This window comes from Pseudovibrio sp. Ad37 (assembly GCF_001623075.1).
GTDB lineage: Bacteria > Pseudomonadota > Alphaproteobacteria > Rhizobiales > Stappiaceae > Pseudovibrio.
On record NZ_LMCF01000223.1, the window covers coordinates 72,213 to 96,050 of the forward strand.

At 52.2% G+C, this 23,838-nt stretch carries 22 protein-coding genes; 15 read left to right on the forward strand and 7 right to left on the reverse strand.

The annotated features are described in order from the left end of the window. Positions 1-64: 64 nt before the first annotated feature. Positions 65-1,129 (reverse strand): LacI family DNA-binding transcriptional regulator, encoded by a 1,065-nt coding sequence (locus tag PsAD37_RS26145; protein ID WP_063290301.1) that lies wholly within the window; start codon positions 1,127-1,129, stop codon positions 65-67. A gap of 202 nt (positions 1,130-1,331) precedes the next feature. Here PsAD37_RS26145 and PsAD37_RS26150 point away from each other — a divergent pair, with 202 nt between their 5' ends. Beyond that, on the forward strand, positions 1,332-1,859 hold the full coding sequence (locus tag PsAD37_RS26150; RefSeq protein ID WP_063290302.1) for a DinB family protein: 528 nt from the start codon (positions 1,332-1,334) through the stop codon (positions 1,857-1,859). Between the two features lie 51 nt (positions 1,860-1,910). On the opposite strand, the gene PsAD37_RS26155 is transcribed toward PsAD37_RS26150, so the two are convergent. The 3 genes from PsAD37_RS26155 to PsAD37_RS26165 all read right to left on the reverse strand — a co-directional run bounded on the left by PsAD37_RS26155 (position 1,911) and on the right by PsAD37_RS26165 (position 4,380). Beyond that, a complete protein-coding gene (locus PsAD37_RS26155; RefSeq protein ID WP_057461855.1) occupies positions 1,911-2,438 on the reverse strand; it encodes a MarR family winged helix-turn-helix transcriptional regulator in 528 nt (175 codons plus the stop codon). A 178-nt stretch (positions 2,439-2,616) separates the two neighbouring features. Then, entirely contained in the window at positions 2,617-3,381 is a 765-nt protein-coding gene (locus PsAD37_RS26160) for an ABC transporter ATP-binding protein (protein ID WP_063298572.1), read from the reverse strand. Between the two features lie 72 nt (positions 3,382-3,453). After that, positions 3,454-4,380, reverse strand: a complete 927-nt coding sequence (locus PsAD37_RS26165) for a hypothetical protein (RefSeq protein WP_063298573.1) — start codon at positions 4,378-4,380, stop codon at positions 3,454-3,456. 207 nt (positions 4,381-4,587) lie between these two features. Between PsAD37_RS26165 and PsAD37_RS26170 the strand changes: the two genes are divergently transcribed. Both PsAD37_RS26170 and PsAD37_RS26175 read left to right on the forward strand, forming a co-directional pair. Beyond that, entirely contained in the window at positions 4,588-5,391 is an 804-nt protein-coding gene (locus PsAD37_RS26170) for a creatininase family protein (protein WP_063298574.1), read from the forward strand. Between the two features lie 240 nt (positions 5,392-5,631). Beyond that, entirely contained in the window at positions 5,632-6,747 is a 1,116-nt protein-coding gene (locus tag PsAD37_RS26175) for a radical SAM protein (protein ID WP_153039863.1), read from the forward strand. Between the two features lie 103 nt (positions 6,748-6,850). Here PsAD37_RS26175 and PsAD37_RS26180 read toward each other — a convergent pair whose 3' ends face one another. Then, positions 6,851-7,201 carry an ArsC family reductase gene (locus tag PsAD37_RS26180; RefSeq protein WP_063298575.1) on the reverse strand — a complete coding sequence of 117 codons (351 nt, stop codon included), beginning with the start codon at positions 7,199-7,201 and terminating at the stop codon, positions 6,851-6,853. A 313-nt stretch (positions 7,202-7,514) separates the two neighbouring features. On the opposite strand from PsAD37_RS26180, the gene PsAD37_RS26185 reads away from it, so the two are divergent. The 8 genes from PsAD37_RS26185 to PsAD37_RS26220 all read left to right on the forward strand — a co-directional run bounded on the left by PsAD37_RS26185 (position 7,515) and on the right by PsAD37_RS26220 (position 16,056). Continuing rightward, on the forward strand, positions 7,515-9,095 hold the full coding sequence (locus PsAD37_RS26185) for an ABC transporter substrate-binding protein (protein ID WP_063298576.1): 1,581 nt from the start codon (positions 7,515-7,517) through the stop codon (positions 9,093-9,095). Positions 9,096-9,177: 82 nt separating this feature from the next. Continuing rightward, positions 9,178-10,158: an ABC transporter permease gene (locus tag PsAD37_RS26190; protein ID WP_063298577.1), complete on the forward strand. Its 981-nt coding sequence runs from the start codon at positions 9,178-9,180 to the stop codon at positions 10,156-10,158. 21 nt (positions 10,159-10,179) lie between these two features. Then, entirely contained in the window at positions 10,180-11,142 is a 963-nt protein-coding gene (locus PsAD37_RS26195) for an ABC transporter permease (protein ID WP_063298578.1), read from the forward strand. Between the two features lie 12 nt (positions 11,143-11,154). After that, on the forward strand, positions 11,155-12,882 hold the full coding sequence (locus PsAD37_RS26200) for an ABC transporter ATP-binding protein (RefSeq protein ID WP_063298579.1): 1,728 nt from the start codon (positions 11,155-11,157) through the stop codon (positions 12,880-12,882). A gap of 198 nt (positions 12,883-13,080) precedes the next feature. After that, entirely contained in the window at positions 13,081-13,803 is a 723-nt protein-coding gene (locus PsAD37_RS26205) for a TetR/AcrR family transcriptional regulator (RefSeq protein WP_063298580.1), read from the forward strand. Further along, positions 13,790-14,257, forward strand: coding sequence for a VOC family protein (locus PsAD37_RS26210; protein ID WP_063298581.1), 468 nt, complete (start codon positions 13,790-13,792; stop codon positions 14,255-14,257). Before PsAD37_RS26205 ends, PsAD37_RS26210 begins: the two co-directional genes overlap by 14 nt. A 260-nt stretch (positions 14,258-14,517) precedes the next feature. Beyond that, complete coding sequence (locus tag PsAD37_RS26215; protein WP_063298582.1) at positions 14,518-14,973, forward strand: hypothetical protein; 456 nt, start codon at positions 14,518-14,520, stop codon at positions 14,971-14,973. Between the two features lie 306 nt (positions 14,974-15,279). Beyond that, complete coding sequence (locus tag PsAD37_RS26220; RefSeq protein ID WP_208992102.1) at positions 15,280-16,056, forward strand: endonuclease/exonuclease/phosphatase family protein; 777 nt, start codon at positions 15,280-15,282, stop codon at positions 16,054-16,056. Positions 16,057-16,062: 6 nt separating this feature from the next. On the opposite strand, the gene PsAD37_RS26225 is transcribed toward PsAD37_RS26220, so the two are convergent. Continuing rightward, positions 16,063-16,686 carry a class I SAM-dependent methyltransferase gene (locus PsAD37_RS26225; RefSeq protein WP_063298584.1) on the reverse strand — a complete coding sequence of 208 codons (624 nt, stop codon included), beginning with the start codon at positions 16,684-16,686 and terminating at the stop codon, positions 16,063-16,065. Positions 16,687-16,771: 85 nt separating this feature from the next. On the opposite strand from PsAD37_RS26225, the gene PsAD37_RS26230 reads away from it, so the two are divergent. Further along, on the forward strand, positions 16,772-17,674 hold the full coding sequence (locus PsAD37_RS26230) for a LysR family transcriptional regulator (RefSeq protein ID WP_063298585.1): 903 nt from the start codon (positions 16,772-16,774) through the stop codon (positions 17,672-17,674). Here PsAD37_RS26230 and glyA read toward each other — a convergent pair. Next, positions 17,666-19,003 carry a serine hydroxymethyltransferase gene (glyA, locus tag PsAD37_RS26235; RefSeq protein ID WP_063298586.1) on the reverse strand — a complete coding sequence of 446 codons (1,338 nt, stop codon included), beginning with the start codon at positions 19,001-19,003 and terminating at the stop codon, positions 17,666-17,668. The genes PsAD37_RS26230 and glyA overlap by 9 nt on opposite strands. A gap of 98 nt (positions 19,004-19,101) precedes the next feature. Between glyA and PsAD37_RS26240 the strand changes: the two genes are divergently transcribed. The 3 genes from PsAD37_RS26240 (at position 19,102) to PsAD37_RS26250 (ending at position 23,794) form a co-directional block, all read left to right on the forward strand. Beyond that, on the forward strand, positions 19,102-19,980 hold the full coding sequence (locus tag PsAD37_RS26240) for a LysR family transcriptional regulator (protein WP_063298587.1): 879 nt from the start codon (positions 19,102-19,104) through the stop codon (positions 19,978-19,980). A 270-nt stretch (positions 19,981-20,250) separates the two neighbouring features. Further along, on the forward strand, positions 20,251-22,476 hold the full coding sequence (locus PsAD37_RS26245) for a cation-translocating P-type ATPase (protein WP_063298588.1): 2,226 nt from the start codon (positions 20,251-20,253) through the stop codon (positions 22,474-22,476). Between the two features lie 334 nt (positions 22,477-22,810). Continuing rightward, positions 22,811-23,794, forward strand: coding sequence for a TRAP transporter substrate-binding protein (locus PsAD37_RS26250; RefSeq protein WP_063298589.1), 984 nt, complete (start codon positions 22,811-22,813; stop codon positions 23,792-23,794). Positions 23,795-23,838 lie beyond the last annotated feature (44 nt).

The following is a 23,838-nucleotide window of genomic DNA, read 5'->3' on the forward strand; positions in this document are numbered from 1 at the left end:
AAACATAGAGTTTCAATGAGGCAGTTTCACGATCACCAAACTGCCTTTTGGTTTCAAATGGCAGTTACTCAGGGTTCGCGCACAGCCCGTCCACTGACACCAGCCGCTCACCCGGAGGCGGCGCACTCTCACGAATTCGCAGCTTAGGCTCGATTAACGTCAGTTCATTACTGAGCTTTTCGCCATTCATCTGCGAAAGCATGAGTTCTGCAGCATTCACACCAATGGTTCCGGCCCCATTGTCCACAGTGGTCAGGGCTGGTGTTCTATTTTCCGTACCCTCGGTGTCATCGTAACCAACAATTGCCAGGCCCGGCCCCGGCTCAACACCAAGTCGGCGAACAGCACTCATCACGCCCAGTGCCACAAGGTCGTTGAAACACACCACAGCCGTTGGTCGAGGATCCGTCTGCACAATCTGCTTGGCAATGGATCGGCCATCATCCTGCGTCATCAACTCAGGAATATCCAGCTGCTCATCCGCATTGATCCCCGCATCCTCAAGCGCTGAGCGCCAGCCGCGGTTCCGGTCGCGTCCGGCAGAACTGCCACGCCGGCCACCAACCATCGCGATCTGGGTATGCCCTTGCTCAATCAGATGTTTTGTAATCCGGTAGGACCCAAGAAAATCGTCACCACGAACACAAGGCGCATCCGCCCCGGCCACATCGCGGCAAACCAGCGTGACTGGCACTCCTTGCCGCACAATGGAGTTGATGTCCTTGTCAGTCGTGCCAACCGAAGCGCACAAAATAAGCCCATCAACCCGATGCTGCAGCAGCGTATCGGTGAAATGTTTCTGCCGCTCGACAATATCGCGGTGATTACAAATCAGAATGGTCTTGTTGTGCAGCGCCAGAGTTTCTTCCAGCCCACGAAACACCTCGGCAAAATAGGGATTGAGAATATCGTGAACCGCCACCCCAATCATATTGGATTGAGATGTCCGCAAAGATGCAGCTGACCGATTATAGATATAGCCCACTTCCTCAGCATAGGCTTTCACCCGTGCTTTCGTGGCTTTAGCGATCAAAGGGGAATCTCTCAAAGCCAAAGAAACCGTAGCCGTCGAAACGCCCAGTTTCTCAGCAAGATCGCCTAATCTCAATGGTTTACCTGTGCCGCTCAATGCCGATGTCCTCGCATATCCAGCCGGATCCAGTTTGTATTCTTAAGCACTTATGCACAGCAACATTAGCAAATAGCAATACTCCACACTGCCAACAAAGAGAATTCATTATGAATTCTCAAGTTTTAGCCACTTGCCAAACTCATCAAACATGCTGATATTTTTTAGCTAAATACATAAGCAAATAGCAGGTTTCGAGAAAATGTATTCAGACTTCAAATTATTGGCCCAGTACAACACCTGGATGAATGCACGGCTTTACGAATGCGCGGAGCAGCTGAGCGATGCGCAACTCAAAGAAAACCGCGGTGCATTCTTCAAATCAGTCTTCGCGACCTTCAATCATATCGTGGTGGGAGATCTGGCCTGGCTGCGCCGTTTCGCAAAGCATTCCCAAACATATGAGAGCCTGCAGCAACTTGATCAGTTTCCAGTGCCAACCGCACTCACATCCATTCCATACGACAGCTGGTCAGACCTGAAGGCTGCGCGGAAAAAGCTGGACGCGATCATTGAAGAATTTGCAGGGGACATCACCGCCACCCAAGCGGAGAACGCTCTCACCTATGCCAACATGAAAGGCATACCCGCAACGAAAAACTTTGGGGACTTGGTGCTGCATTTCTTCAACCACCAAACCCACCACAGAGGGCAGATAACAACTCTGCTCACCCAGTTTGGACTGGAAACACCAGATACAGACCTGCTGTTTCTCTGCCAGGACGCTTAAATCAATAAAAAATCATTGGCCTGTGTTTAACGCAGGCCTTGCGCCTTCAGCTTAATCAGCAGCTTCCAACTCTACCTTCTTCGCAGCCTGCTCTTGCGCAGTTTTATCTTCGTTCTCCAGCTCATCTTCCAAATCCGGATCATCTTCAAAGCTGGCAGACAGGTTCTTCTCAACCTGACGCAACAAGCGACGAAGCTTCTTGCGGTCTTTGTCATCCATACCTGCAAGCGCTTCTTTCTCAAGACGCTTCCACGCACGATCTACCAGTAAGATCCGGTCACGGCCTTCCTCACTCAGGAACACGCGCGCAAGCCTGCCGTCTGTTTCCGAGATCCGGCGAAACACAAGCCCCTGAGCTGTCAGGCGTGTCACCATTTTTGTCACGGTTGGCGGCTGAACCCCAAGCGCCAGAGCCAACTGGCTCATGGTCTTGCCATCAGTCTCGCTCAAAACTTTCAGAACAGCTTCCTGCCCCGGATGCAATCCGATGCGCGAAAGGTGTGCCCCAGAACGCGCCCGCTGCGCCTTCGCTGCCTGCGCAAGACGAAATGTCGTGCTTTTTTTAAAATTAAAACCCATGGTCTGGCTAATCTCGCTGCTGTCCCGATCAACGTAAAACGCCCGAAAAAAGGCGCCGTACAGCAGTGATAGCCGCCGAATATATAACTCAGATGACAGTTCGATAATTATTTAGTGACCTAATGAGATTTCTTAGGCGAATAAGCTCTTTAAGTTCTACTCAGCGGGATTTTTGAGATTACGCAGATACTTTTATCCCGTGTCCCATCGCCTGCTCCAACGCACCCACCGCTTCACGGCAATACGCCGCGTACTGTGATTCCACACGGTAGTTCAGCGAGCGTGGGTAAGAAGCATCCAGTGCCATATCGTGGGTAATACGCCCCGGCCCCGCGGCCATAACCACAATCCGGGAGGAAAGGAACACACTCTCATAAACAGAGTGCGTCACAAACAGGATCGTCCAGTCATGGGCAGACTTCAGCTCAAGCAAATCATCATTCAGCTTATTGCGAGTGATCTCGTCCAGCGCCGCAAAGGGCTCATCCATCAGCAACAGCTTCGGCTTGGTGACAAGAGCCCGCGCAATGGAAACCCGCATCTTCATACCGCCAGAAAGTTCAGAGGGCATATGCATTGCAAAATTGGAAAGCCCGACCATCTCCAACGCTTCGTCAACGCGATCCTTCGCATCACGCTTGGAAACACCCTTCACCTTCAAAGGCCAATAGACATTCTCAAAGGTATTGGCCCACGGCAACAGCGTTGGTTCCTGAAAAACAAATCCAACCTCTTCCTGCCCGGATCGGATAATTTCACCTGAGCTTGGCTCCTCCAACCCGGAAATGAGCCGCAGAATAGTAGACTTCCCACACCCTGACGGCCCAAGAATACTCAAAAACTCCCCCGCCCGTACATCAAGACTAAACCCATCAACAGCAGTGGTGCCATTCTCAAAGGTCTTGGAAATGTTGTTTAGGGACAGGAGGGGGGAGTTTATCATTTGGATGACCTTTCATGGAGTGCTGTGCGCCAATCATAGACGCATAGCATCATCTGCCAGTTTCTTCGATGATTATGGACAGTTTACACCAACACCTGGTCCACAGGTGACTTTGTTGTCTGCGGTGCTCCTGGTCAAGCCTGAAAGATAGGCAAAAGATCTGATCGGATTTCGATATGGATCAGCCGGAAGAAACTTGGTTCTGACAACACTGTTAAATTCTTCAAACATGCGCTCCCGCTGATTTGCAGTCAGAGCGGACGGACCATCTACCTCGAAAGTTGTCAGCATATTTTCACACTGCGTCCTGAATGAGTTCGTGTAAATCCGTTGAGGCAAAAGCTCCATGCGTACAATCTCATTGTCCCAACGTTTTGAAATTGACGACGCAGCAAATATCAAGTTTGCCAAGTCTTGAGGCTGCGCCACAGCAAGTTGATCTGTATAAATGGAATTGACAAGCAATCCGTTGCCGCCAACCATCGCCACATTGCCTGGCCAGCCGGAAATTGTGGTGGCTGCATTCGTTCGCACATTGTCAGCCAAAGACCTAAGGAAACTTGGCCCCAGACCACCAACCGTTCTGCTCGCAGCCTGGCACGAGACCGTCAAGATTTCATTCAGTCGTGCATGACCACCCTGCGCGTTGCGAATGCTTTGCGCAAAAGCCGCATTTGCCATACCTCCAACACGCCCAACCCCAGCGCAGGTCCCATGTGATGTGATGAAAAGCTTATCAACTTCATCAAATGCATTCTCACCAAACACTTTGATGAGGTTTCCATTGGGCTTCATGTAAAAAAGATTTGTGTAATCGCGACGGTTGTTATGATCTCGCTGAGAATGTGCCCATAGGATATCGCGTGGATTTGTAAATTTGTCACAGTATGCTTTAGTAATGAGCATTCCTCCCGCAGCTCCAGCCTCACCAGCCATCACCCCTGCCAGCGCCAGTGCAATACCGCCAAGCAATCCTTTTCGTGTCTTTTTAGAAAACATAATCGGCTTCTCCTTCTTGTTATTAGCCACCAAGAAGGACGAGGCACTGCTCCTCACGTGAGCCAATAGCTCTAACAGCCAATCACCAGAGTAAACGCCTCACTACCCACTACCTCTGAAAAACCAGAGCATCCCGTTCCTTCCCCCATGACGTCCGTGCTTCAACACGCTACTCTGCACACAAGACAACAAGCACCGGAAAACCACATGAGCGCCCTGCCCCGCCGTTTTTGGCACGAGATGACAACAACTGACTTCTCTGAGAATGACACCAGCGAGTGGATCGCAGTGTTGCCGATTGCGGCGATTGAGCAGCATGGCCCGCACTTGCCGGTCTACACGGACACCTGCATCGCAGAGGGGCAAGTCGCTCGCACGATTGAACTTTTGCCAGATGATTTACCGGTCACATTCCTGCCCGTTCAGGCTGTCGGCAAATCAGACGAGCACCACTCGTTCCCGGGCACGCTCAGTCTTACATGGGAAACCGCCGTTAAAGCCTGGATTGAGATTGGAGAATGCGTTGCCAGAGCAGGCATCCGCAAGCTGGTGCTGGCCAACTCCCACGGCGGCAACTCACCGCTGATGGACATCATCACCCGCGAGCTACGCCTCAGACACAACATGCTGGCCGTGGAATCCAGCTGGCTCCGCTTCGGCCAACCGGAAGGCCTCTATGCTGAGGAAGAATTCACCTACGGCATTCACGGCGGAGATATCGAAACCTCCATCATGCTCTCCTTACGTCCTGGTCTGGTACGCATGGATCAGGCGACAGACTTCACCTCCACTCAAACCGACCACATCAACAATGATGCTTACCTGCGGGCCCATGGTCGCCATCAATATGGTTGGATGAGCGAGGACCTTAACAAGACCGGCGCTCTTGGCAACGCGGCTCTCGCTACAGCGGAAAAAGGCCAGGCATCCCTCACTCACGCCTCTCAGGAGTTCATAAAACTCCTGCGCGATGTGCAACGTTTTGATATGTCATCCTTCAACAAAAGCTAGAACGAACCCTCAGTTAACGGCGTAATTTCAATGAGATAGATCTTCATAAAAATTCCTCTTGTTATAAATTGTCATTTATGACAATTTATTTAAAACAACACATGAGGTTGGCAATGAAGATCTGTCTCATCAAAGCATCTGCACCGAGCTATTTTAAAGATTACAAGAAAGCGCGTGGAGGCCCGCCTCAGTCCATCTTCTCAGCTGCGGCAGCACCCCCCCCGCCATTTTCAGCTGGAAATGCATGACGAAACCATCAGGATGGTCGATCCCCGTAAGGTGACCGCCGACCTCGTGGTGCTTTTCTTCTCAACCCCGGATGCCAACCGAGGCTACGAGCTCGCCTCAGCTTTCTCGGAAAAGGGCAGTCAGATTGTGATTGGCGGTCTCCACGCCACCTTCATGCCAGAAGAAACCAGCGAATATGCAGATGCGGTGATGACAGGCGAATGTGAAAATGTCTGGGATGAGTTGCTGCAGGATGCGCAAAACCGAAGCCTCAAACCAAGATACACCGGCACCTACGCCGACATGTCCAAGCTTAACCCATATCCGCGCCACCTCATCACCGCAGAGCAGTATGGCTGGGAATGGTCGGTGCTGGTCAGCCGTGGCTGCAAACACAATTGCAGCTTCTGCCTCATCCCCGGCATGCTCGGAAAAACCCGCTATCGTCCGATCCCAGACATAATCAATGAGATTTCCGAAATGGAAACCGATTGGGTCGAACTTCACGCCGATCACCTGACGGAGGATCGTGAGTACGCTTTGGAATTATTCAAAGCATTAGAAACGCTCAAGATTAGATGGGTGGGCGAAACCACTATTCGCATAGCAGATGATCCGGAACTTCTGGAAGCCGCAGCAAGGTCCGGTGCGAAGTACTTGCTCATTGGAATAAAAACCCCATCCAAGGCAGCACTCAAACGTGCTGGCAAGGGTTTTGTGAAACCTGAAAACTTAAAATCTCAAATTTCTAACATTCATACACATGGAATTATTGTCGACACCACAGCTATTTTTGGCTTCGACGAGCATACACCAGAAATTTTCATCGAAACTGCCAAGTTCTATCATTACATAGGGGTAGATGTTACCGCACCGGCCATCGCCATCCCCTTCCCCGGCTCTCGCTTCTACAAGCAGCTGGAAGAGGAGGACAGATTGCTCTCTGACAACTGGGGAGAATTTGATGGGGCCCACGCGGTCTATCAGCCAAAAAACATGACCTGTGAAGAGCTTGAGGCAGGTGCAGAAGAATTCTCGCAGCATTTTTACTCAATGTCGCGGTCAGCTTCGAGAAAACTTCGTCAGATAAAAGATTTCGGGTTGGCAACCACGCTTCAGATTACGTGATTGCCAGCGCCTCATACCATAGGAAGGATGGCTAAGCCTAAAGGATCCCAACCCTTAAACTTTACCGTCCAATAAAGGAGAGCTTAGAACAGTTTGACTGTCTCTACAGCTCTCCTTTTTCCAAAATTTCACCCCACAAAGACGCATCAAATCCAAGCAAAAGCTGTTTTCCACCAGTAATAAGTGGCCTTTTAATTAATGAAGTTTCCTGTGCCATCAAGGCGATAGCACTAGCCTGGTCCGTGACACCAGCCTTGGTTTCATCATCCAATTTGCGCCATGTGGTACCGCGTTTATTCAAAACAGCGTCCCAACCGAACCGCTCACAGGCCTCTATCAGTGCATTTTCATCTGCACCATCTTTCTTGTAATCGTGAAAATTGTAGTCCAATTTAGATTCATCTAGAAGTTTACGAGCTTTGCGAACACTGTCGCAATTGCGAATACCATACATAATCAACAAGATCAGAACCCTTCATTTCCTCATCATTAGATGAAATATACTCATCTTAACGTTGGTGTGTCTCTCAACTGACACGCATTAAACCGCAAGAAATACATCCCTTAGCGCCTGAATACGCTATGAAATTGCGCTGCGCCCACATTAATTCCTCGTTTCAACTACGCAATGCCCCCTAGACGCATTCATTCATATGGGTAATATCACTAAGACGCCAGAATCCGCCTAATAAGTGGTCGGCGAAACGAGAGGGGCCCTGCAGAACAATTAATTTTCTGCATGAGGGGAAAAGGGGAGTAAATTTAGAATGCGTTTAAAGATTGCATCCGCTGCATTGGCAATGACGCTTGCTACTGGAACTCAGGTAAATGCTGAAACGCTGAAGTTCGCATTTCAAGGTACATACAATCAGCTAGATCCATACAGCTTGAACGAAACATTCACCATGGCCATGCACGGCAATGTGTATGAAGGTCTCGTTCGCCGTACAGCAGATCTCCAGATTGAGCCTGCACTTGCAGAAAGCTGGGAAGTTATTGAACCAACCCGCTGGCGCTTCCACCTGCGCAAGGGCGTTAAGTTCCACAACGGCAACGACTTCAATGCTGACGACGTGGTTTTCTCTGCAAATCGTGTTCGCGCTGAAGGCTCTGACCTGACAACCCGTATCGCAGCGGACGTCAAGGTTGAGAAAGTAGACGACTACACCGTTGATTTCGTCCTGACAGGCGCAAACCCTATCCTGCACTCCGAGTGGTCCACTTGGTACATCATGGATAAGGAATGGACTGAAGCAAACAACGCTGTAAAAGTGACAAGTGCTTCTGACACCAATCCTAACTATGTATCTTTGAACACAAACGGCACCGGCCCGTTCAAGATCACAACGCATGAGCCAGGCGTAAAAACCACCTTCACCGTAAACGACGGTTGGTGGGATAAAAAAGAACACAACCTGACAGGCGTTGAGTTCACTCCAATCGGATCTGATGCAACCCGCGTTGCAGCTCTGCTTTCCGGCGAGCTGGACATGGCGTTCCCAATCCCAGTACAGGACATCAAGCGCGTGGACAGCAATGCAGGCACATCTGCACTGACCGGTCCTGAACTGCGCACCATCTTCCTCGGTTTCGACCAGAAGCGTGATGAGCTGACCTACTCCAACATCAAAGGCAAGAACCCATTCAAGGACGTTCGCGTTCGTAAGGCGTTCTACCAGGCAATTGACGTAGATGCGATCAAAGCGAAAATCATGCGTGGTCTGTCCGAGCCAGCAGCTCTAATGATCTCACCATTCCTATTCGCAAACTCCGGTGACTTCTCTCGCTACCCGTACGATCCGGCTTCTGCGAAAGCACTTCTCGCAGAAGCAGGTTATGCAGACGGCTTTGAAGTTGGCATGGACTGCCCGAATGATCGCTACGTCAACGACGAAGCAATCTGTCAGGCAACTGCTGCATTCCTCGCGCGCGTAGGCATCAAAGTAAACCTGAATGCACAGCCTAAAGCGAAGTACTTCGCTAAGATCCTGGCATCTGGCGGCTTTGACACATCCTTCTACATGCTGGGCTGGACCCCAGGTTCATTCGACAGCTACAACATTTTGCTCAACCTCAACAACTGCCGTGATGACAAAGGTGCTGGTGGACCATTCAACCTCGGTGGTTACTGTAACCCGCGTGTTGATGAGCTGACAAAAATGGTTCTCTCCGAAAACGACGAAGAGAAGCGTAACAGCATGATCTCCGAAGCCTACACAATCCTGAACAACGAAGTATCTCACATTCCACTGCACCAGCAGGGTCTGGCTTGGGGTGTGTCCGACAAGGTTACTCTGAAGCAGCGTGCTGATAACGAGTTCCACTTCAAATTTGTAGTGAAGAACTAAGTTGACGACTTAGCCAACAAAATAATAGCCCGGCACCCTTGGCGCCGGGCGCCTCTATTCTCAGGAACAACTATAAAACACCATGTTTGGCTTTATTTCCCGGCGTATCGCCATGGCTCTCGTGGTCATGTTTGTCGTAGCCTTAATCTCCTTCCTGCTCTTCCGCTTTGTTGGAGATCCTGTAAACCAGATGGTGGGCATTGAGACCACCCCGGAACAGCGTGAAGCCTTGCGCCAGCGCCTTGGCCTGAACGACCCAATTCTCGTTCAGTTTTTCCGTTATATCCTGGGCGCAATCCAGTTTGACTTCGGTAACTCCTACCAGTTCAAGCAGCCTGTGGCAGACCTTATCGGTCGCCGTCTGCCTGCAACTCTGGAACTGTCCTTCGCCTCAGCAATTTTTGCGTTGCTGTTTGGTATTCCAATGGGCATTTACACCGGTCTTAACCGCGATTCCTTGCTCTCAAAGATGTTCCTGTCGGTATCTCTCGTAGGTATAGCTCTGCCAACATTCTTTATCGGCATCCTGTTTATCTTCTTCTTCTCAGTCACATTGCAGTGGTTGCCAAGCTTTGGTCGCGGCGAGGTCGTTGCACTGGGGTCTTTCTGGGACACAGGCTTCCTGACCATCAGCGGTCTGAAGGCCATCATCCTGCCGGCAATTACGCTTGGGCTGTACCAGATGACCCTCATCATGCGCCTGATCCGCGCTGAGATGCTGGAAGTGATGCGGACCGACCACATCAAGTTCGCCCGCGCTCGCGGTTTGCCGAACCGGTCTGTCTATTACATCCACGCTCTCAAAAACACGATGGTCCCTGTGATCACCATCACCGGTCTGCAGCTCGGCTCCATCATCGCCTTCGCGATTATCACCGAGACCGTGTTCCAGTGGCCGGGCATGGGCATCCTCTTCCTGCAAGCCGTGCAGAACGTGGATATTCCGATCATGGCAGCTTACCTGCTGCTCACCGCTTTCATCTTCGTGTTCATCAACCTCATCGTAGATATTCTCTACGTCGTGATTGATCCACGCCTGCGCACCGAACGCGGCCGCGCATAAGAAACGGTAAGGATAATAATCATGACAGATAACACACCAACCGTTTCCGGCAGTGAGGCTTCAGAAGCCCCGCGCTCCGCAATGGCCCGCTTCCTCGACAGCGATTTGCTGCACAGCTTCCTCAGCTCTAAGGTGACAGTCCTCGCGGCTTTCACCACGGTAGTGCTGATGCTCGCAGCCCTGTTTGCTCCGCTCGTCGCACCGTTCAACCCGTTTGATCTGGCTCAGATCAGCATCATGGACGCACGCATTCCGCCGATTGGCATGGAATGGTCCGACCCACGCTATCTGCTGGGCACAGATGACCAGGGCCGCGACCTGCTCTCTGGCATCCTGTACGGCATGCGTATCTCTCTGGCAGTGGGCTTCCTGTCTGTGGCATTTGCCGCAGTCCTCGGCATCTCCCTCGGCCTGATTTCCGGTTATGTCGGTGGCCGCGCAGACGCAATCATCATGCGTATCGCTGAAGTTCAGCTCACCTTCCCGGCCATCTTGCTGGCACTGCTCATCGACGGCATTGCAAATGGCATCTTTGGCAACATCGATCGTGAGACCTGGGCAATCTGGATTCTAACGTTCTCTATCGGTCTGTCCTTCTGGGTGCAATACGCACGTACAGTTCGCGGTTCCACTCTGGTAGAGAAGAACAAAGAGTATGTTCAGGCCGCCCGCGTTATTGGCATTCCGGCATGGATCATCATGATCCGCCACGTGCTGCCAAACGTACTTGGCCCAGTTCTGGTTATTGCAACCATCAACCTTGCTCTGGCAATCATCACAGAAGCAACCCTCTCCTTCCTTGGCGTAGGTGTTCCATCAACACAGCCATCCTTGGGCACTCTGATCCGCATCGGCAACGACTTCCTGTTCTCAGGTGAGTGGTGGATCGCGATCTTCCCAGGTCTGGCGCTTGCGATCCTCGTTCTGGCAGTGAACCTGCTGGGCGACTGGCTCCGCGACGCATTGAACCCGAAACTGCGCTAGAGAGGCCAGACCATGAGCATCTTAGATATTCGCGGCCTCACTGTTGAGTTTCCGAGCCGCAAAGACGTTTTCACGGCGTCCCGTAATGTCAATCTCTCCGTAGACGCCGGTAAAATTCTCGGCGTGGTCGGAGAGAGTGGCGCCGGCAAGTCCACCGTCGGTAACGCCGTCATCGGTCTTCTGGAAAACCCGGGTCGCATTGCCGAAGGTGAAATCCACCTCGACGGCCAGCGTATCGATAACCTTGCAGCTGAAAGCATGCGCAAACTGCGCGGCAAGCGCATTGGCATGATCTTTCAGGATCCACTGACCTCTTTGGACCCACTCCAGACCATCGAGTTCCAGCTGGTCGAGACCATCCGCCTGCACCTGCCGCTTTCCAAGTCAGAAGCCCGCGCCCATGCGGTTGATCTGCTGGATCAGGTTGGCATTCCAAATCCTGAAGAACGCATCGCGCAATACCCGCACCAGTTCTCCGGTGGTATGCGCCAGCGTGTGGTGATCGCTCTCGCTCTTTGCGCAGACCCGGAAGTTGTCATCGCTGATGAACCAACAACCGCGCTCGACGTTTCCATTCAGGCTCAGATCCTGAAACTGATGAAGCGTCTGTGTGAAGAGAAAAACGTGGCGATGGTCGTCATCACGCACGACATGGGCGTGATCGCAGACCTCACCGACCACGTTGCGGTGATGTACCGTGGTGATCTGGTTGAATACGGCGAATCCAAGCAAGTACTGGGCGCTCCAAAGCACCCATACACCCAAAGCTTGATTGCCGCTGTTCCACGCCCGGATGTGAAAGTGCACCGCTTCCCGCAGGTCGATTACATTGAAGGTTCCGCAAAGCCTTTCAAGCAGATCGACATCTCCACCCACTGGCTGGGTAAGGCACGTGACTACAAGTCTGTCGATGGTCCATTGCTGGATGTAAAAGACATCACCATGAAGTTCCTCACCAAGGACGCATGGATTTCCAGCAACAGACAGTACTTCACCGCTCTGGATAAAGTTAGCTTTGACATCCACGCAGGTGAAACATTTGGCCTCGTGGGCGAAAGTGGCTCCGGTAAATCAACCATGGCTCGCGTCATCACTGGCCTTTACCACCCGGCAGGCGGCACCGCCCACTTTGCAGGACAGGAGTTGACCAGCCTGAAAGACAAGAAGCAGGTTCTGGCAATGCGCCGTCAGATGCAGATGATCTTCCAGGATCCGTTCTCCTCCCTGAACTCCCGCATGCGTGTGCGTGATATTGTGGCTGAACCAATCAAGTTCCACAAACTCGCCAGCACCAACAGCGAAGTGAACCAGATCGTTGATGACCTTCTGGAGCACGTCGGCCTAGGCGTCGCAGCTGCTGCGAAGTTCCCGCACGAGTTCTCCGGCGGTCAGCGCCAGCGCATCTCCATTGCCCGCGCCTTGGCGACACGCCCACGCTTCTTGGTCTGTGATGAACCAACTTCCGCGCTGGACGTATCCATTCAGGCACAAACCCTCAACCTGCTCAAAGACCTGCAGGACGAGCTGGGTCTGACCATGCTGTTCATCAGCCACGACCTCGCAGTCATCCGGCAGATGTGTAACCGCACCGGCGTTATGCGCCACGGCCAGCTTCTGGAAGTTGCTGACACCGAAGACCTCTTCGACAAACCTCAACACGCTTACACCAGGGAGCTCCTCTCCCTGATGCCAAGCATGGACGGCCTGTCCCGCCAAAATCTGGAAGAAGAACTGGCCTAACACCACTCACATTCCGAAGATCACAAAGGGCCCCCAGCGGGCCCTTTTCTTTTGCCTGCACGACAAACACGCCTCACTCGAATGTGATCCGACAGTCCGTCATCAGACCGACCTAAAGCTTGAGTTCCCAATCAAAACCAAATATGAAATATTATTCGAATTATATTCCAGAATCACAAAATCGGTGAAAGCAGTCCCATGCAGTCTTCCGGCAAACAGCAAAAAACCAAACTTCGCGAAGAAGCTATTTTGGAGAAAGCACGAGAAGTCATTATCGCTGAAGGGACTGGTGCCCTGAAGATGCCAGAGCTCGCGAAGCTATCGCAAGTCTCTGTCGGCACGCTTTATCGCCACTTCGAAAGCAAGCAGGACGTCATAGCTGCACTGGCATCCAGAGCCCTTGACGCACGCCATCAAAAGTTGAAGTTGGTCAAAGAACAATTTCAAGAGCCGGAGCAGCGATATCTTGGAGTAATCATGTTGGATTTCCTGTTCAACATCGCTCATCCAGACGTATTCCAGATAGAAATGGCCTGCGCCTCACCCGCGTTCTGGGAAGAGACACAAAGCTTCAGGCACCAAAGTCACCAAGCTGTTGCCGAAGATATATCCTCGTTTCTTCAAAACCTGTGTTCAGAAATCTCAAGCCCCGAAGCTGACCTAAAGCATCTTGCAACAGGTATCTGGGCCTTTGCTTCAGGCATGTCCTTAGTTTGGTATGGCATGCCAAGCAAGCAGCAGGACAATCTGGAAGAAGCCCTCTGCTTTCTCAGAATGCACCTGATGAACTTCATCAAGGGATATGGCCTGCAGCTCAGCAATGCCGGTGAAACATTTAGCCATCTGGAAAAGCACTTTCTCGCAACAAAATCACAGTGGCTTTGGGCCCTGAAAGGTAAACCAGCAAATGACAGTCATTAAGCGCGGTGTTATCGCCATTCTCGCACTCTTTTTTGCTCAGTTTGCAGCTCAAGCTGAAGTGCTTCAACCAACAATATATATGGTCACCATTCACACAGCGAACTTTCCGGAGATGAAAACCTTCTTCAAAGACAAAATGAAGATGGAGCTGGTTTCGGATAGCGGAGAGTTTGTAGAGTTCCAGTCCAACGGTCTCAGGCTTTCACTTGCAAGCCATAAAACCTTGAGCTCTTTCCTGGACTCAAACTCGCTGAATGGCAAACGCACCGGATCAGGACTGGGCATCGGCTTCAAATACGAAAATCCGGAACAGGTTGATATCGCCTACAAAGCCCTCCTAAAAAATGGAGTAAAAGGCGTCGCAGAACCTGCGCAGCAGCCTTGGGGCGAATACACCGCCTTCTTTGCAGACCCCGACGGGAACGTGCACGAGCTGGTCGCCGATACCAAATAAAGCCAGCTATTCAGATACAAAGGGCCCCAGCGGGCCCTTTTCTTTTGCCTGCACGCAATATGATAAGTTAACGCACTCTCACAACCTCTAATTCAATAGAGCTTAAACTCTCAGGCAACCACTTCAGCTTGCATTCCCTTTAAAACAACGCACTCGCGCGTACGCGCAGCTTCATTAAGAGTGCACTCATTAAGCTCTACGCGTCCGCGAGGACTCAAAGCTACAAATGTAAACTTTTCCCGATCAAAGCAGGCGCAAAAATGAAGAAAACAACTGCTATCATAGCTGGCCTTGGTGCACTGGCTCTTTTCATCTCACCAGTCTTGGCCGACAATAACGACACAGGCCAACCCAAAGTCGAATTCTCTGACCTGTCTCTTGCCGACGGATCTCCGGATGACGGCACCTGCAAAACCCGTTACTCCAGTGGTTTTACAGCAACTCACAAAGATGACAAAGCCGACGCAAGTCAGGATCAGACAGCTTCTGACGATAACGATGGCGTTCTCATCGCAGAAACTGATGGTGTTGTTGGCGAAGGTATCTTCACAATCTCAAACACCTACGAAATCGTCTTCGACGACAGCACAGATGCCCCTCCTGTCGAAGTGCAAATGTTTGCCTCAGGTCTGGTCGGTGAAAATCCGATTATAGGCGTGTTCTCTGACGGTACTTGTCGTGGGCACATCACCGTTCATCATGAAGACAAATCCTGACGTAACAGCCACTCACGTATTCAAATGCTGATGCTGCGCCATTCATAAGTGGCGTGGCATTTTTTTTACATTGCGTCGTTAATTCACGCCCCCTCACATACCAACGACAAATCCTCAAAAAACCTAGGCTTTCCGCCAAATGATTGCGCTGTCAAATAATGAACATAGTTTCGACTATACATAGCAGGTTCGCGCCTTCTAACCCCATGAACGAAGATTGTCATGTTCCTGCGCAACTCAATAATTGGAGTAACAAGCTTACTCCTCATATCTTTCCTGGGAATTATACATCCGATCGGTGACAGCTTGTCTGTTCTTCGGCTGCCTCTGGCCGTCTTACTCGCTATTCTCACTCTCTTTAGCTACCGCCAGCCCAAGTTGATGATCATCGGTTTTTTGGTCGCAATAATCAGCAGCGCAACAGTATTGTGGGCTTATCAGGGAGTGCGCGTCCCAGAGAATTACGATCTGGCGGTCTATCAAAAGAACCTGAGTTTCCGCCCGGGAGATCGCTCAGACATCCTAAATGACATCCTCATGCTGAAGCCAGATGTGATCACGCTTCAGGAAGTGCACAAAAGGCATCTTCCCCTCATCAACTCACTCAAGAAGCAGTATCCCTACCACATCGTTTGTCCGTTTACTGCCGTCGGTGCAGTCGCTGTGCTCTCACGCCTCCCTCTTGCTTCTGATGCTTATCGCTGTGAGATCGGCCTCGGCATAGCAGCACTGCACATCCAAAGCTCAGAGGGACCGCTCTGGGTGGTGTCTATCCATCAGCACTGGCCATGGCCGTTTCCTCAAGAGACACAAGCTGGGAAAATCATCTCGATCTTATCAGAGCTGGATGGACTGAAGATGATTGCTGGCGATTTTAACATGGTCCCGTGGTCGCATAATCTGGATGAATACGCCGACGCCACGGACACCCAATTGGCCGGTCCATTTGAAGCAAGCTTCCTCTTCAAAGGCACCTATGCCATGCGCATTGACCACGTCCTCGCACCAAAGGGCGGAAAGACCTTTCTCCGCCCTTACTACGGCTCCGACCACCACGGTTTGTTTGCCCGTGTAGACCTGTAAACGGCCTTACACCTTACGCGCAACTATGAAACGCCCCATGGGAGTCGCCGGATAGTTGCCAGTCTCAACAATCTTGAAACCTGCCTGCTCAATCTTGCGCCCCAATTCCACCTGCTTGAAGTAGGTCACATAAGGCGCGTACCCAACAAGGCGCATCACATTGATCAGCCAGCGCCAGTAAAACGCGGAATCGCCCAAACATGGCGTCTTTGAAATGAGCAATCCCCCCGGCTTCACAAGTCGCTGTACCTGATTGATTGCATCAGCCGGGCCTTTGATCAGATGAATAACGTTATACGCCATCACCACATCATTGGTCTTGCCATCAAGGGCAGGACCATCTGCTGAAGAATGTACAAAACTTACATTCTCAATGCCGTCGTCCCACGCTTTTTCACGCCCAAACTCAATCATCTTTCCGGAAATATCGCTAGCGGTCACGTGCTTGACATGCTTGGCTAAAAGCATCGCCGTCGCCCCACTGCCACACCCCAGCTCCAACACCTCTTGCTCCGGTGCGAGATAAGAACGGACACGATCCATTGCCTTCTCATAGGAAGCAACATCTCTCATTGGTCGCGCCACATAACCCGGCGCATGTTTATCCCAAAATCCTGCGGAATTCGCCATTGGAAACCCTCCATTTCCTGCAGTGTACCCATGCATATTATCAAAACAAATTGCCAAAATTCGCAGTTGAGGTATACAAATATGCATGAATTGGCAGAGCGTCTCATTCGACTGGAATCAGGCTCGTGCTTTCCTTGTCACAGCAGAGGAAGGCTCCCTTTCGGCTGCGGCAAGAGCCCTTGGCCTCACCCAACCCACATTGGGCAGACAGGTCTCCGCTCTGGAAGAAGCGCTCGGCGTGACGTTGTTCGAGCGTGTTGGCCGCTCACTCTCCCTCACGCAAGCAGGTTTTGAGCTGCTGGAGCATGTGAAATCCATGGGAGAGGCCGCCAACCGCATCTCACTGGCAGCTTCCGGCCAATCTCAGGAGATTGACGGAACCGTCTGCATCAGCGCAAGTGACACCGCTTCTGCCTTCCTCCTCACGCCAATCTTGAAGCAATTGCGCGAGATCGCACCCGGCATTCACGTGGAGATCATCGCCACCAACTCCGTCAGTGATTTACAGCAACGCGAAGCAGACATCGCCATCCGCCATGTTCGCCCGGAGCAGCCAGACCTGACTGCAAGGCTGGTAAGAGAGACCACCGCACACTTCTACGCCAGCAAAACCTATCTGAACCGCAAGGGCCGTCCACAATCGGCCAATGACATGGCAAACCACGAGTTCATCGCCTTCGATAGGCCAGACAAGTTCCTCAAGTACTTCACAGAGTCAGGCCTGCCATTCACAGAAAGCAATTTCAAACTGACAACCGCAAGCGGGCTGGTGGGGTGGCAACTGGTCAGAAACGATCTCGGCATCATCGTCATGATCAAGGAGATCGCGGAAATGTTCCCGGAAATCGAACAGGTACTGCCAAGCTTTGAGCCATTCGTCGTGCCCTTCTGGCTGGCAACCCACCGCAAACTGCACACCTCAAAACGCATCCGCCTGGTCTTCGACCTCCTGGCGGACACGCTCTCAAGCAAACAGCTGCTAGGCTGACACCGGCTCTTCGGCTATCACATAATGCAGTTTCTTGAACTGCTGACGCCATGCAGAAACCTGAGGCAGATACCGCTCGGGCTGGTCAGAGCACAAAGCAGCTGCAATCAATCGCGCCATCTCATTCGCATGGCTGGTACCAATACCCCAGCGCACCAGCTCAGGCGTCCCGATACGCAGCCCGTTCATGTCTCCCTCAACCTCAGCAATCGGTAATCCGATGCCACAGGCAAGGAAACCAGCCTTACGGAGTTTCTTGGAGGCCGTCTGTCCTCCGCCGAAGGAAGCCGCTTCAACAGCAAACTGATGTGACTGCGTAAAGCCCTGCGCCTTGGCAAACACGGGAATGCCCTGTGCATCGAGCTCCTGCGCCAGTGCTTTTGAAAGGGCAATCATCTCAGCAGCATACACTTGCCCATAGTCCCGCCAATCCAGCATGGTCACCGCCAGCGCGGCAGACTTCGCCGCATCAAAGTTGGCAGTCATCCCCGGAAACGCGATGGCATCCATCCGCTCAATTAACTCAGCATGATTGGAGACAATCAGACCGCCCGCAGGCCCGCCCAGGCTCTTGTAGGTGCTCATGGTCATAAAATGAGCGCCCTCTTCCAACGGGTTCGCCCAGGCTTTGCCAGCAATAATCCCGCATTGATGCGCCGCATCAAACATCACCTTCGCACCCACCTCATCCGCAATCTCACGAATAGCCCGCACAGGATGCTCAAAGAGGTTGAGGCTGGATCCAACTGTGATCAGCTTCGGCTTTTCCGCTTTAGCAAGCTCACGAAGCCCCTCCACATCAATGGTATAGCCATCCGCATTCACCGGAGCAGGCACAGTGCGCAAACCATAAAGCCCTGCACATCCGGCAATATGGTGTGTCACATGCCCCCCAATCGAGGCTGGCGGCGCAATGATCGTATCACCCGGCTGACAGATCGCCATAAACCCATAAAGATTGGCGATGGCTCCAGACGGCACACGGATCTCCGCATACTGCGCGTCAAACACTTCTGCACTCAGCTCAGCCGCAATCACCTCAATCTCTTCAATAGCCTCCAACCCCATCTCGTACTTATCACCGGGGTAGCCAAGAGATGGACGAGAACCAATGCCAGAGGCCAGAAACGCCTCAGCCCTTGGGTTCATCACATTCGTTGCCGGATTCAAATTGAAGCATTGCTCCTCATGGATTTCCCTGTTTTGAGAAGCCAGCGCATCCAGTCGCCCCAGAAGGGCTGTAGAGCTCTGCGCTTGCGTACGTTGCGCAACTTCCTGCACCAGTGCTTCACAATGAGCCGGAACCCAATTTCGTTTCGCTAAAACCATCACAACCTCCCAATTGTTGAGAGGAGTGTGCGGACAGAACGCTTGAGAGCGCAAACCAGAATATGTAATTATTGGCCTAGAAAAACTAAGGCTAAGCCATGTCAGTCTCTCCCTCCCGCCCCAAAGGGCCACCTCTCAACGCCCTTCGTGCATTCGAAGCTGCCGCCCGCCTCGGCGGTTTTGCCAATGCAGCAGAAGAACTGAGCGTCACCGCAGGCGCTGTCTCCCAGCACATCAAGGCATTGGAGGAATGGGTTGGCGCAGACCTGTTCGAGCGCCGCTCTCAAGGCGTCCACCTGACAGAGCTGGGACAGGACATCGCCCCGCACTTCTCTAAGGCCTTCGATCAACTGGGCAACGCTGTCCGGCAATTACGAGCCAAAACCAGCCGCAAAACCATTCACATTGCTGCCCTGCCAAGTGTCGCCCAACTCTGGCTCTCCCCGCGCCTGCCCAAAATCAGAGAGGCTTTGCCAGACACCAACATCTCCGTCATCGCACTGGAAACGCCGCCCAACCTGGACCGCGAGATCTACGATCTCTCCATCTTCATCGGTAAACCCAAAGGCACGGCTCAAGAACGTATCATCGCAGAGGACCTCATCACCCCGGTCTGCTCGCCAGCAACAGCAAACGGCCTGAAAAAACCGCAGGACCTTGAGACAGAAACCTTCCTCCACGATGTGATCTGGGCAGACGACTGGCAGGTCTGGGCCAACACAAATGCACCAACTCTGAACGGCTTGAGCGACGGACCAAACTATTCCCTCTATGCCATCGCAATGGAAGAAGCGAAAAACGGTGCAGGCATCCTCATGGGTCACAAAGCTCTTGTCGAACCGTCCCTGAAGAAAGGTGACCTCAAAGCCCCTTTCACCCAATGGCAACCAACCGGAAAATCCCTCATCCTGGAATGCGCCAGCCTGCCAACCCCATCAAAAGAGATCACACAGATCATCTCACTCCTGCTGGCATAGCCTTTGAGCGGACACCGCTCGTTCCCATTACGTGACTATCCACAGAGCGCCTTTCCGCACCGAAGGGCGAAGGATGGAGCAAACAGAGTAGAAACCTATGTGTTCCCTACAAAAATAATCAGGTTGTGGTCTCGGCTTCGATCAGGATCACAACACGACTACATCACATAAGGGGGCTTGCGTACTCCGCCTCTCTACAACCTCTTGACCTGCCCTCACCGATGGTAATAAGTCCTGATGGTCTGAACTCGGCAACCGAAGATAGCTCTGATGAACGCACCCTCAGCCTCTGCAGCCCAAACCGTCAAACTCGACATCACCGGAATGACATGTGCAGGTTGCGCATCTCGCTTGGAAAAGTCTCTCCAGGCAACCGAAGGTGTGGTCAAAGCCACGGTCAATTTCGCACTTGAAATGGCAGAGGTGGAACACCTGCCTCAGGTCGCCGCAAATGATCTGGTGGACGTGGTCTCAACAGCTGGTTTTGAGGCAAAGGAGCGCCGGGACGAGGCAGAGGCAGCAAAGAAGGCTTTTGAAGAGCGCGAAGCACATAGCGACGCAGAAGAACGCAAAACCTTTCAACTTTTCGCGCTATCAACGCTTCTTGCGATTCCGCTAGTCATTCCAATGGCTTTGATGGCGTTTGGCTTGCAATTCGAGCTCTCTGGCGTACTGCAGTTTGCATTAGCAACGCCAATCCAACTTTTCGTCGGTGCGCGATTCTACAAGGGTGCGTTTGCAGCGCTGCGCCATGGCGGCGCCAACATGGATGTCCTCGTCTCGCTCGGCACATCCGCCGCTTATCTGTACAGCGTTTATAACGTCTTCTTCGCCACACAGGCGCAGGCAACAGACCTCTATTTTGAAGCATCCGCCGTCATTCTCACCCTCATTCTGATGGGTAAGTATCTGGAAATACGGGCGAAACGCTCCACCTCAGCAGCAGTTCGCTCTCTGATCGCCCTGCGACCAACCACGGCCAACAAGATCGTCGGCGACAAGATTATCCCCGTCGGCATCTCAGATCTGCGCCTCGGTGATTACATAGTTATCAAACCGGGCGAGTGCGTTCCAACCGATGGCTTGATTGAAGAGGGTGAAAGCGAGCTGGATGAATCTATGCTCACCGGTGAGAACCTCCCCGTGCACAAAAACAAGGGTGATCAGGTAACCACTGGAACAATCAACGGAGCAGGTGCAATTTTTGTCCGCACCACCGCCCTTGGTGAATCAACACGCTTAGCTCAGATTATCCGCCTTGTTGAAGGCGCACAGGCCTCCAAGGCACCGCTGCAAAAATTAGTCGACAAAGTCGCAGCTATTTTTGTTCCCGTTATTGTGCTGATCGCCCTCGCAACCTTCGCTGGTTGGATGCTTTACTCCGGCGACGTCACAACAGCCGTCAGCGCATCCGTCGCCGTCCTCGTCATCGCCTGCCCATGCGCACTGGGACTTGCTACCCCGACAGCACTTGTCGCAGGCACCGGTGCGGCTGCGAAGGCTGGCATACTTATCCGCGATATCGAAGCGCTGGAACGCGCCCACAAAGTCGATACGATCCTCTTTGATAAAACCGGCACGCTGACCGTCGGCAAGCCAGTTCTGACAGATGCTCAGGCATTTGACCGCAATGACGACCGCCTGCTGACAATCGCAGCCAGCATCCAACTGGGCAGCGAACACCCACTCGCCAGCGCACTTATCCGCGCAGCAGAAGAGCGTAACCTCAAGCTCACCCGCCCACGCTCCATCAAGGCTATCCCCGGCAAAGGCCTGATTGCAGAGCTCACCGGACAGCAGATCTCCATCGGCAACGCAGCCCTGATGAAAGACCTGAATGTCACCCCATCCATGATGGGTGATGGCCTTGTAAAAACTTACGAATCCTCAGGTAAAACCGCAGTCACAGTCGCTCTGGGTGACCGTGCAATCGGTGTTCTGGCCTTTGTTGATCAGGCACGGGACTCCGCCCGTGAAGCTGTAGAATCCCTTAAGAAACAAGGCATTCGCACAGTCATGATCACCGGCGACACGGAACTCGCCGCCAAAAACATCGCGGATCAGGTCGGCGTTGACGAATTCCAGGCACGCGTTCAGCCAGAAGGCAAGAACGAAGTCGTAAATGACTTGAAAGAACAAGGCTATAGAGTTGCGATGGTTGGCGACGGCATCAACGATGCCCCTGCTCTGGCAGCTGCTGACCTCGGCATCGCAATGGGCTCCGGTGCTGATGTTGCATTGGAAACCGCGGGCGTCACACTCATGCGTTCTGAGCCAAAGATGATCCCGGCAGCACTGGACATCTCCAAGGCAACCCTCAGAAAAATCAGACAAAACCTGTTCTGGGCCTTCATCTACAACATCATCGGCATTCCGCTTGCAGCACTGGGATTGCTCTCCCCTGTCATCGCAGGAGCCGCCATGGCCATGAGTTCCGTCTCGGTGGTTACCAACGCCATGTTGCTGCGGCGCTGGAAACCGAAAAACATGAACTGACGTCATCAATCCAGCCCCTGAAAGACAAACTCAGGGGCTTTTTTGCATCTTCTCGCCCTTCGGTTGACCAATACCGTTCTTTCTTAGAAGAACTCCGACCAATCATAAGAGCGCTAACTAGAAGAATAATGCTTCATCACATCTATCAGGCTGATGCAGTAGAAATAATTCAGTTAGACGGAAAACAAATAGCTCTTCATAAGGTCAACCAATATATAAAATGGTTTGACAACTCCTCGAATCCATCCAATTCTTTCCATTACATATCGCAGCCTCAGCATTCTATAGTTTCATCTCACGAATACATTCGCTGCGATCATCCGGGGGGAAGCATATGTTTACGAGAAAGATTGCCAAAGCCACAGTTCTGGGTGCAGCTCTGCTTGCAACAACTTCATTCAGCTACGCGAAGACATTGAAACTCAGACACAATCAGGGACCAGAGCACCCTCTGCACATTTCCATGCAGCACATGGCAGACAAAGTTGCAGAAGCCACCGGCGGCTCTCTCAAAATCCGCATCTACGGCAATGGCGCACTGGGAACACAAAGAGAATCCATGGAGTTAGTGCAAGAAGGCACCCTCGCAATGGCCAAAACCAACGCCAGCGAGCTGGAAGCCTTTGAAGAGTCATACTCAGCGCTGAACCTGCCTTACATCTTCGTAGACGAGAACCATTATTTCGATGTTCTCAGCGGCCCAATCGGCGACGACATCCTTGCAGCATCAGCAGACAAAGGCTTTATTGGTCTGACCTTTTACGTGGAAGGAGCCCGCTCCTTCTACGCCAACAAGGAAATCCACTCACCAGCTGATCTCAAAGGCGTGAAGATTCGCGTCCAACCGTCCCCCTCCGCAATCCGCATGGTAGAGCTACTCGGCGGCAGCCCAACGCCAATATCCTGGGGCGAATTGTACAGCGCACTTCAGCAGGGCGTGGTCGATGGCGCAGAGAATAACCCGCTGGCGCTGACCACGGCCCGTCATGGTGAAGTCTCCAAGGTTTATTCCGATGACGGCCACACAATGATCCCGTCCATCGTAGTCATTTCAACCACGGTCTGGAATTCGTTAAGCACAGACGAACAAACAGCAATTCGTGATGCTGCCAAGTCCTCCATGCACTTCCATCGTGCCCAGTGGAATGAGATGACAAAGAAACACATCGAGCAGGCAAAGTCCGAACTTAATGTGAAGTTCATTGAGGTGGATAAAACACCATTCATCGAAGCTGTTTTGCCAATGCATGCAGAAGCCGCGGAAAAATCTGAGAGAGTTGGTTCATTGATCACACGCATCAAAGCATTGACCCAATAAGCCTTCTAATGGAATAAGAAAGGCCAGAGTAACAAGGCAAATCT

Bases quoted from the DNA above. Each gene is read 5' to 3' on its own strand.
- PsAD37_RS26150 (WP_063290302.1), top strand. From the start codon at position 1,332: ATGTATTCAGACTTCAAATTATTGGCCCAGTACAACACCTGGATGAAT.
- PsAD37_RS26155 (WP_057461855.1), bottom strand. From the start codon at position 2,438: ATGGGTTTTAATTTTAAAAAAAGCACGACATTTCGTCTTGCGCAGGCA.
- PsAD37_RS26160 (WP_063298572.1), bottom strand. From the start codon at position 3,381: ATGATAAACTCCCCCCTCCTGTCCCTAAACAACATTTCCAAGACCTTT.
- PsAD37_RS26165 (WP_063298573.1), bottom strand. From the start codon at position 4,380: ATGTTTTCTAAAAAGACACGAAAAGGATTGCTTGGCGGTATTGCACTG.
- PsAD37_RS26170 (WP_063298574.1), top strand. From the start codon at position 4,588: ATGAGCGCCCTGCCCCGCCGTTTTTGGCACGAGATGACAACAACTGAC.
- PsAD37_RS26175 (WP_153039863.1), top strand. From the start codon at position 5,632: ATGCATGACGAAACCATCAGGATGGTCGATCCCCGTAAGGTGACCGCC.
- PsAD37_RS26180 (WP_063298575.1), bottom strand. From the start codon at position 7,201: ATGTATGGTATTCGCAATTGCGACAGTGTTCGCAAAGCTCGTAAACTT.
- PsAD37_RS26185 (WP_063298576.1), top strand. From the start codon at position 7,515: ATGCGTTTAAAGATTGCATCCGCTGCATTGGCAATGACGCTTGCTACT.
- PsAD37_RS26190 (WP_063298577.1), top strand. From the start codon at position 9,178: ATGTTTGGCTTTATTTCCCGGCGTATCGCCATGGCTCTCGTGGTCATG.
- PsAD37_RS26195 (WP_063298578.1), top strand. From the start codon at position 10,180: ATGACAGATAACACACCAACCGTTTCCGGCAGTGAGGCTTCAGAAGCC.
- PsAD37_RS26200 (WP_063298579.1), top strand. From the start codon at position 11,155: ATGAGCATCTTAGATATTCGCGGCCTCACTGTTGAGTTTCCGAGCCGC.
- PsAD37_RS26205 (WP_063298580.1), top strand. From the start codon at position 13,081: ATGCAGTCTTCCGGCAAACAGCAAAAAACCAAACTTCGCGAAGAAGCT.
- PsAD37_RS26210 (WP_063298581.1), top strand. From the start codon at position 13,790: ATGACAGTCATTAAGCGCGGTGTTATCGCCATTCTCGCACTCTTTTTT.
- PsAD37_RS26215 (WP_063298582.1), top strand. From the start codon at position 14,518: ATGAAGAAAACAACTGCTATCATAGCTGGCCTTGGTGCACTGGCTCTT.
- PsAD37_RS26225 (WP_063298584.1), bottom strand. From the start codon at position 16,686: ATGGCGAATTCCGCAGGATTTTGGGATAAACATGCGCCGGGTTATGTG.
- PsAD37_RS26230 (WP_063298585.1), top strand. From the start codon at position 16,772: ATGAATTGGCAGAGCGTCTCATTCGACTGGAATCAGGCTCGTGCTTTC.
- glyA (WP_063298586.1), bottom strand. From the start codon at position 19,003: ATGGTTTTAGCGAAACGAAATTGGGTTCCGGCTCATTGTGAAGCACTG.
- PsAD37_RS26240 (WP_063298587.1), top strand. From the start codon at position 19,102: ATGTCAGTCTCTCCCTCCCGCCCCAAAGGGCCACCTCTCAACGCCCTT.
- PsAD37_RS26245 (WP_063298588.1), top strand. From the start codon at position 20,251: ATGAACGCACCCTCAGCCTCTGCAGCCCAAACCGTCAAACTCGACATC.
- PsAD37_RS26250 (WP_063298589.1), top strand. From the start codon at position 22,811: ATGTTTACGAGAAAGATTGCCAAAGCCACAGTTCTGGGTGCAGCTCTG.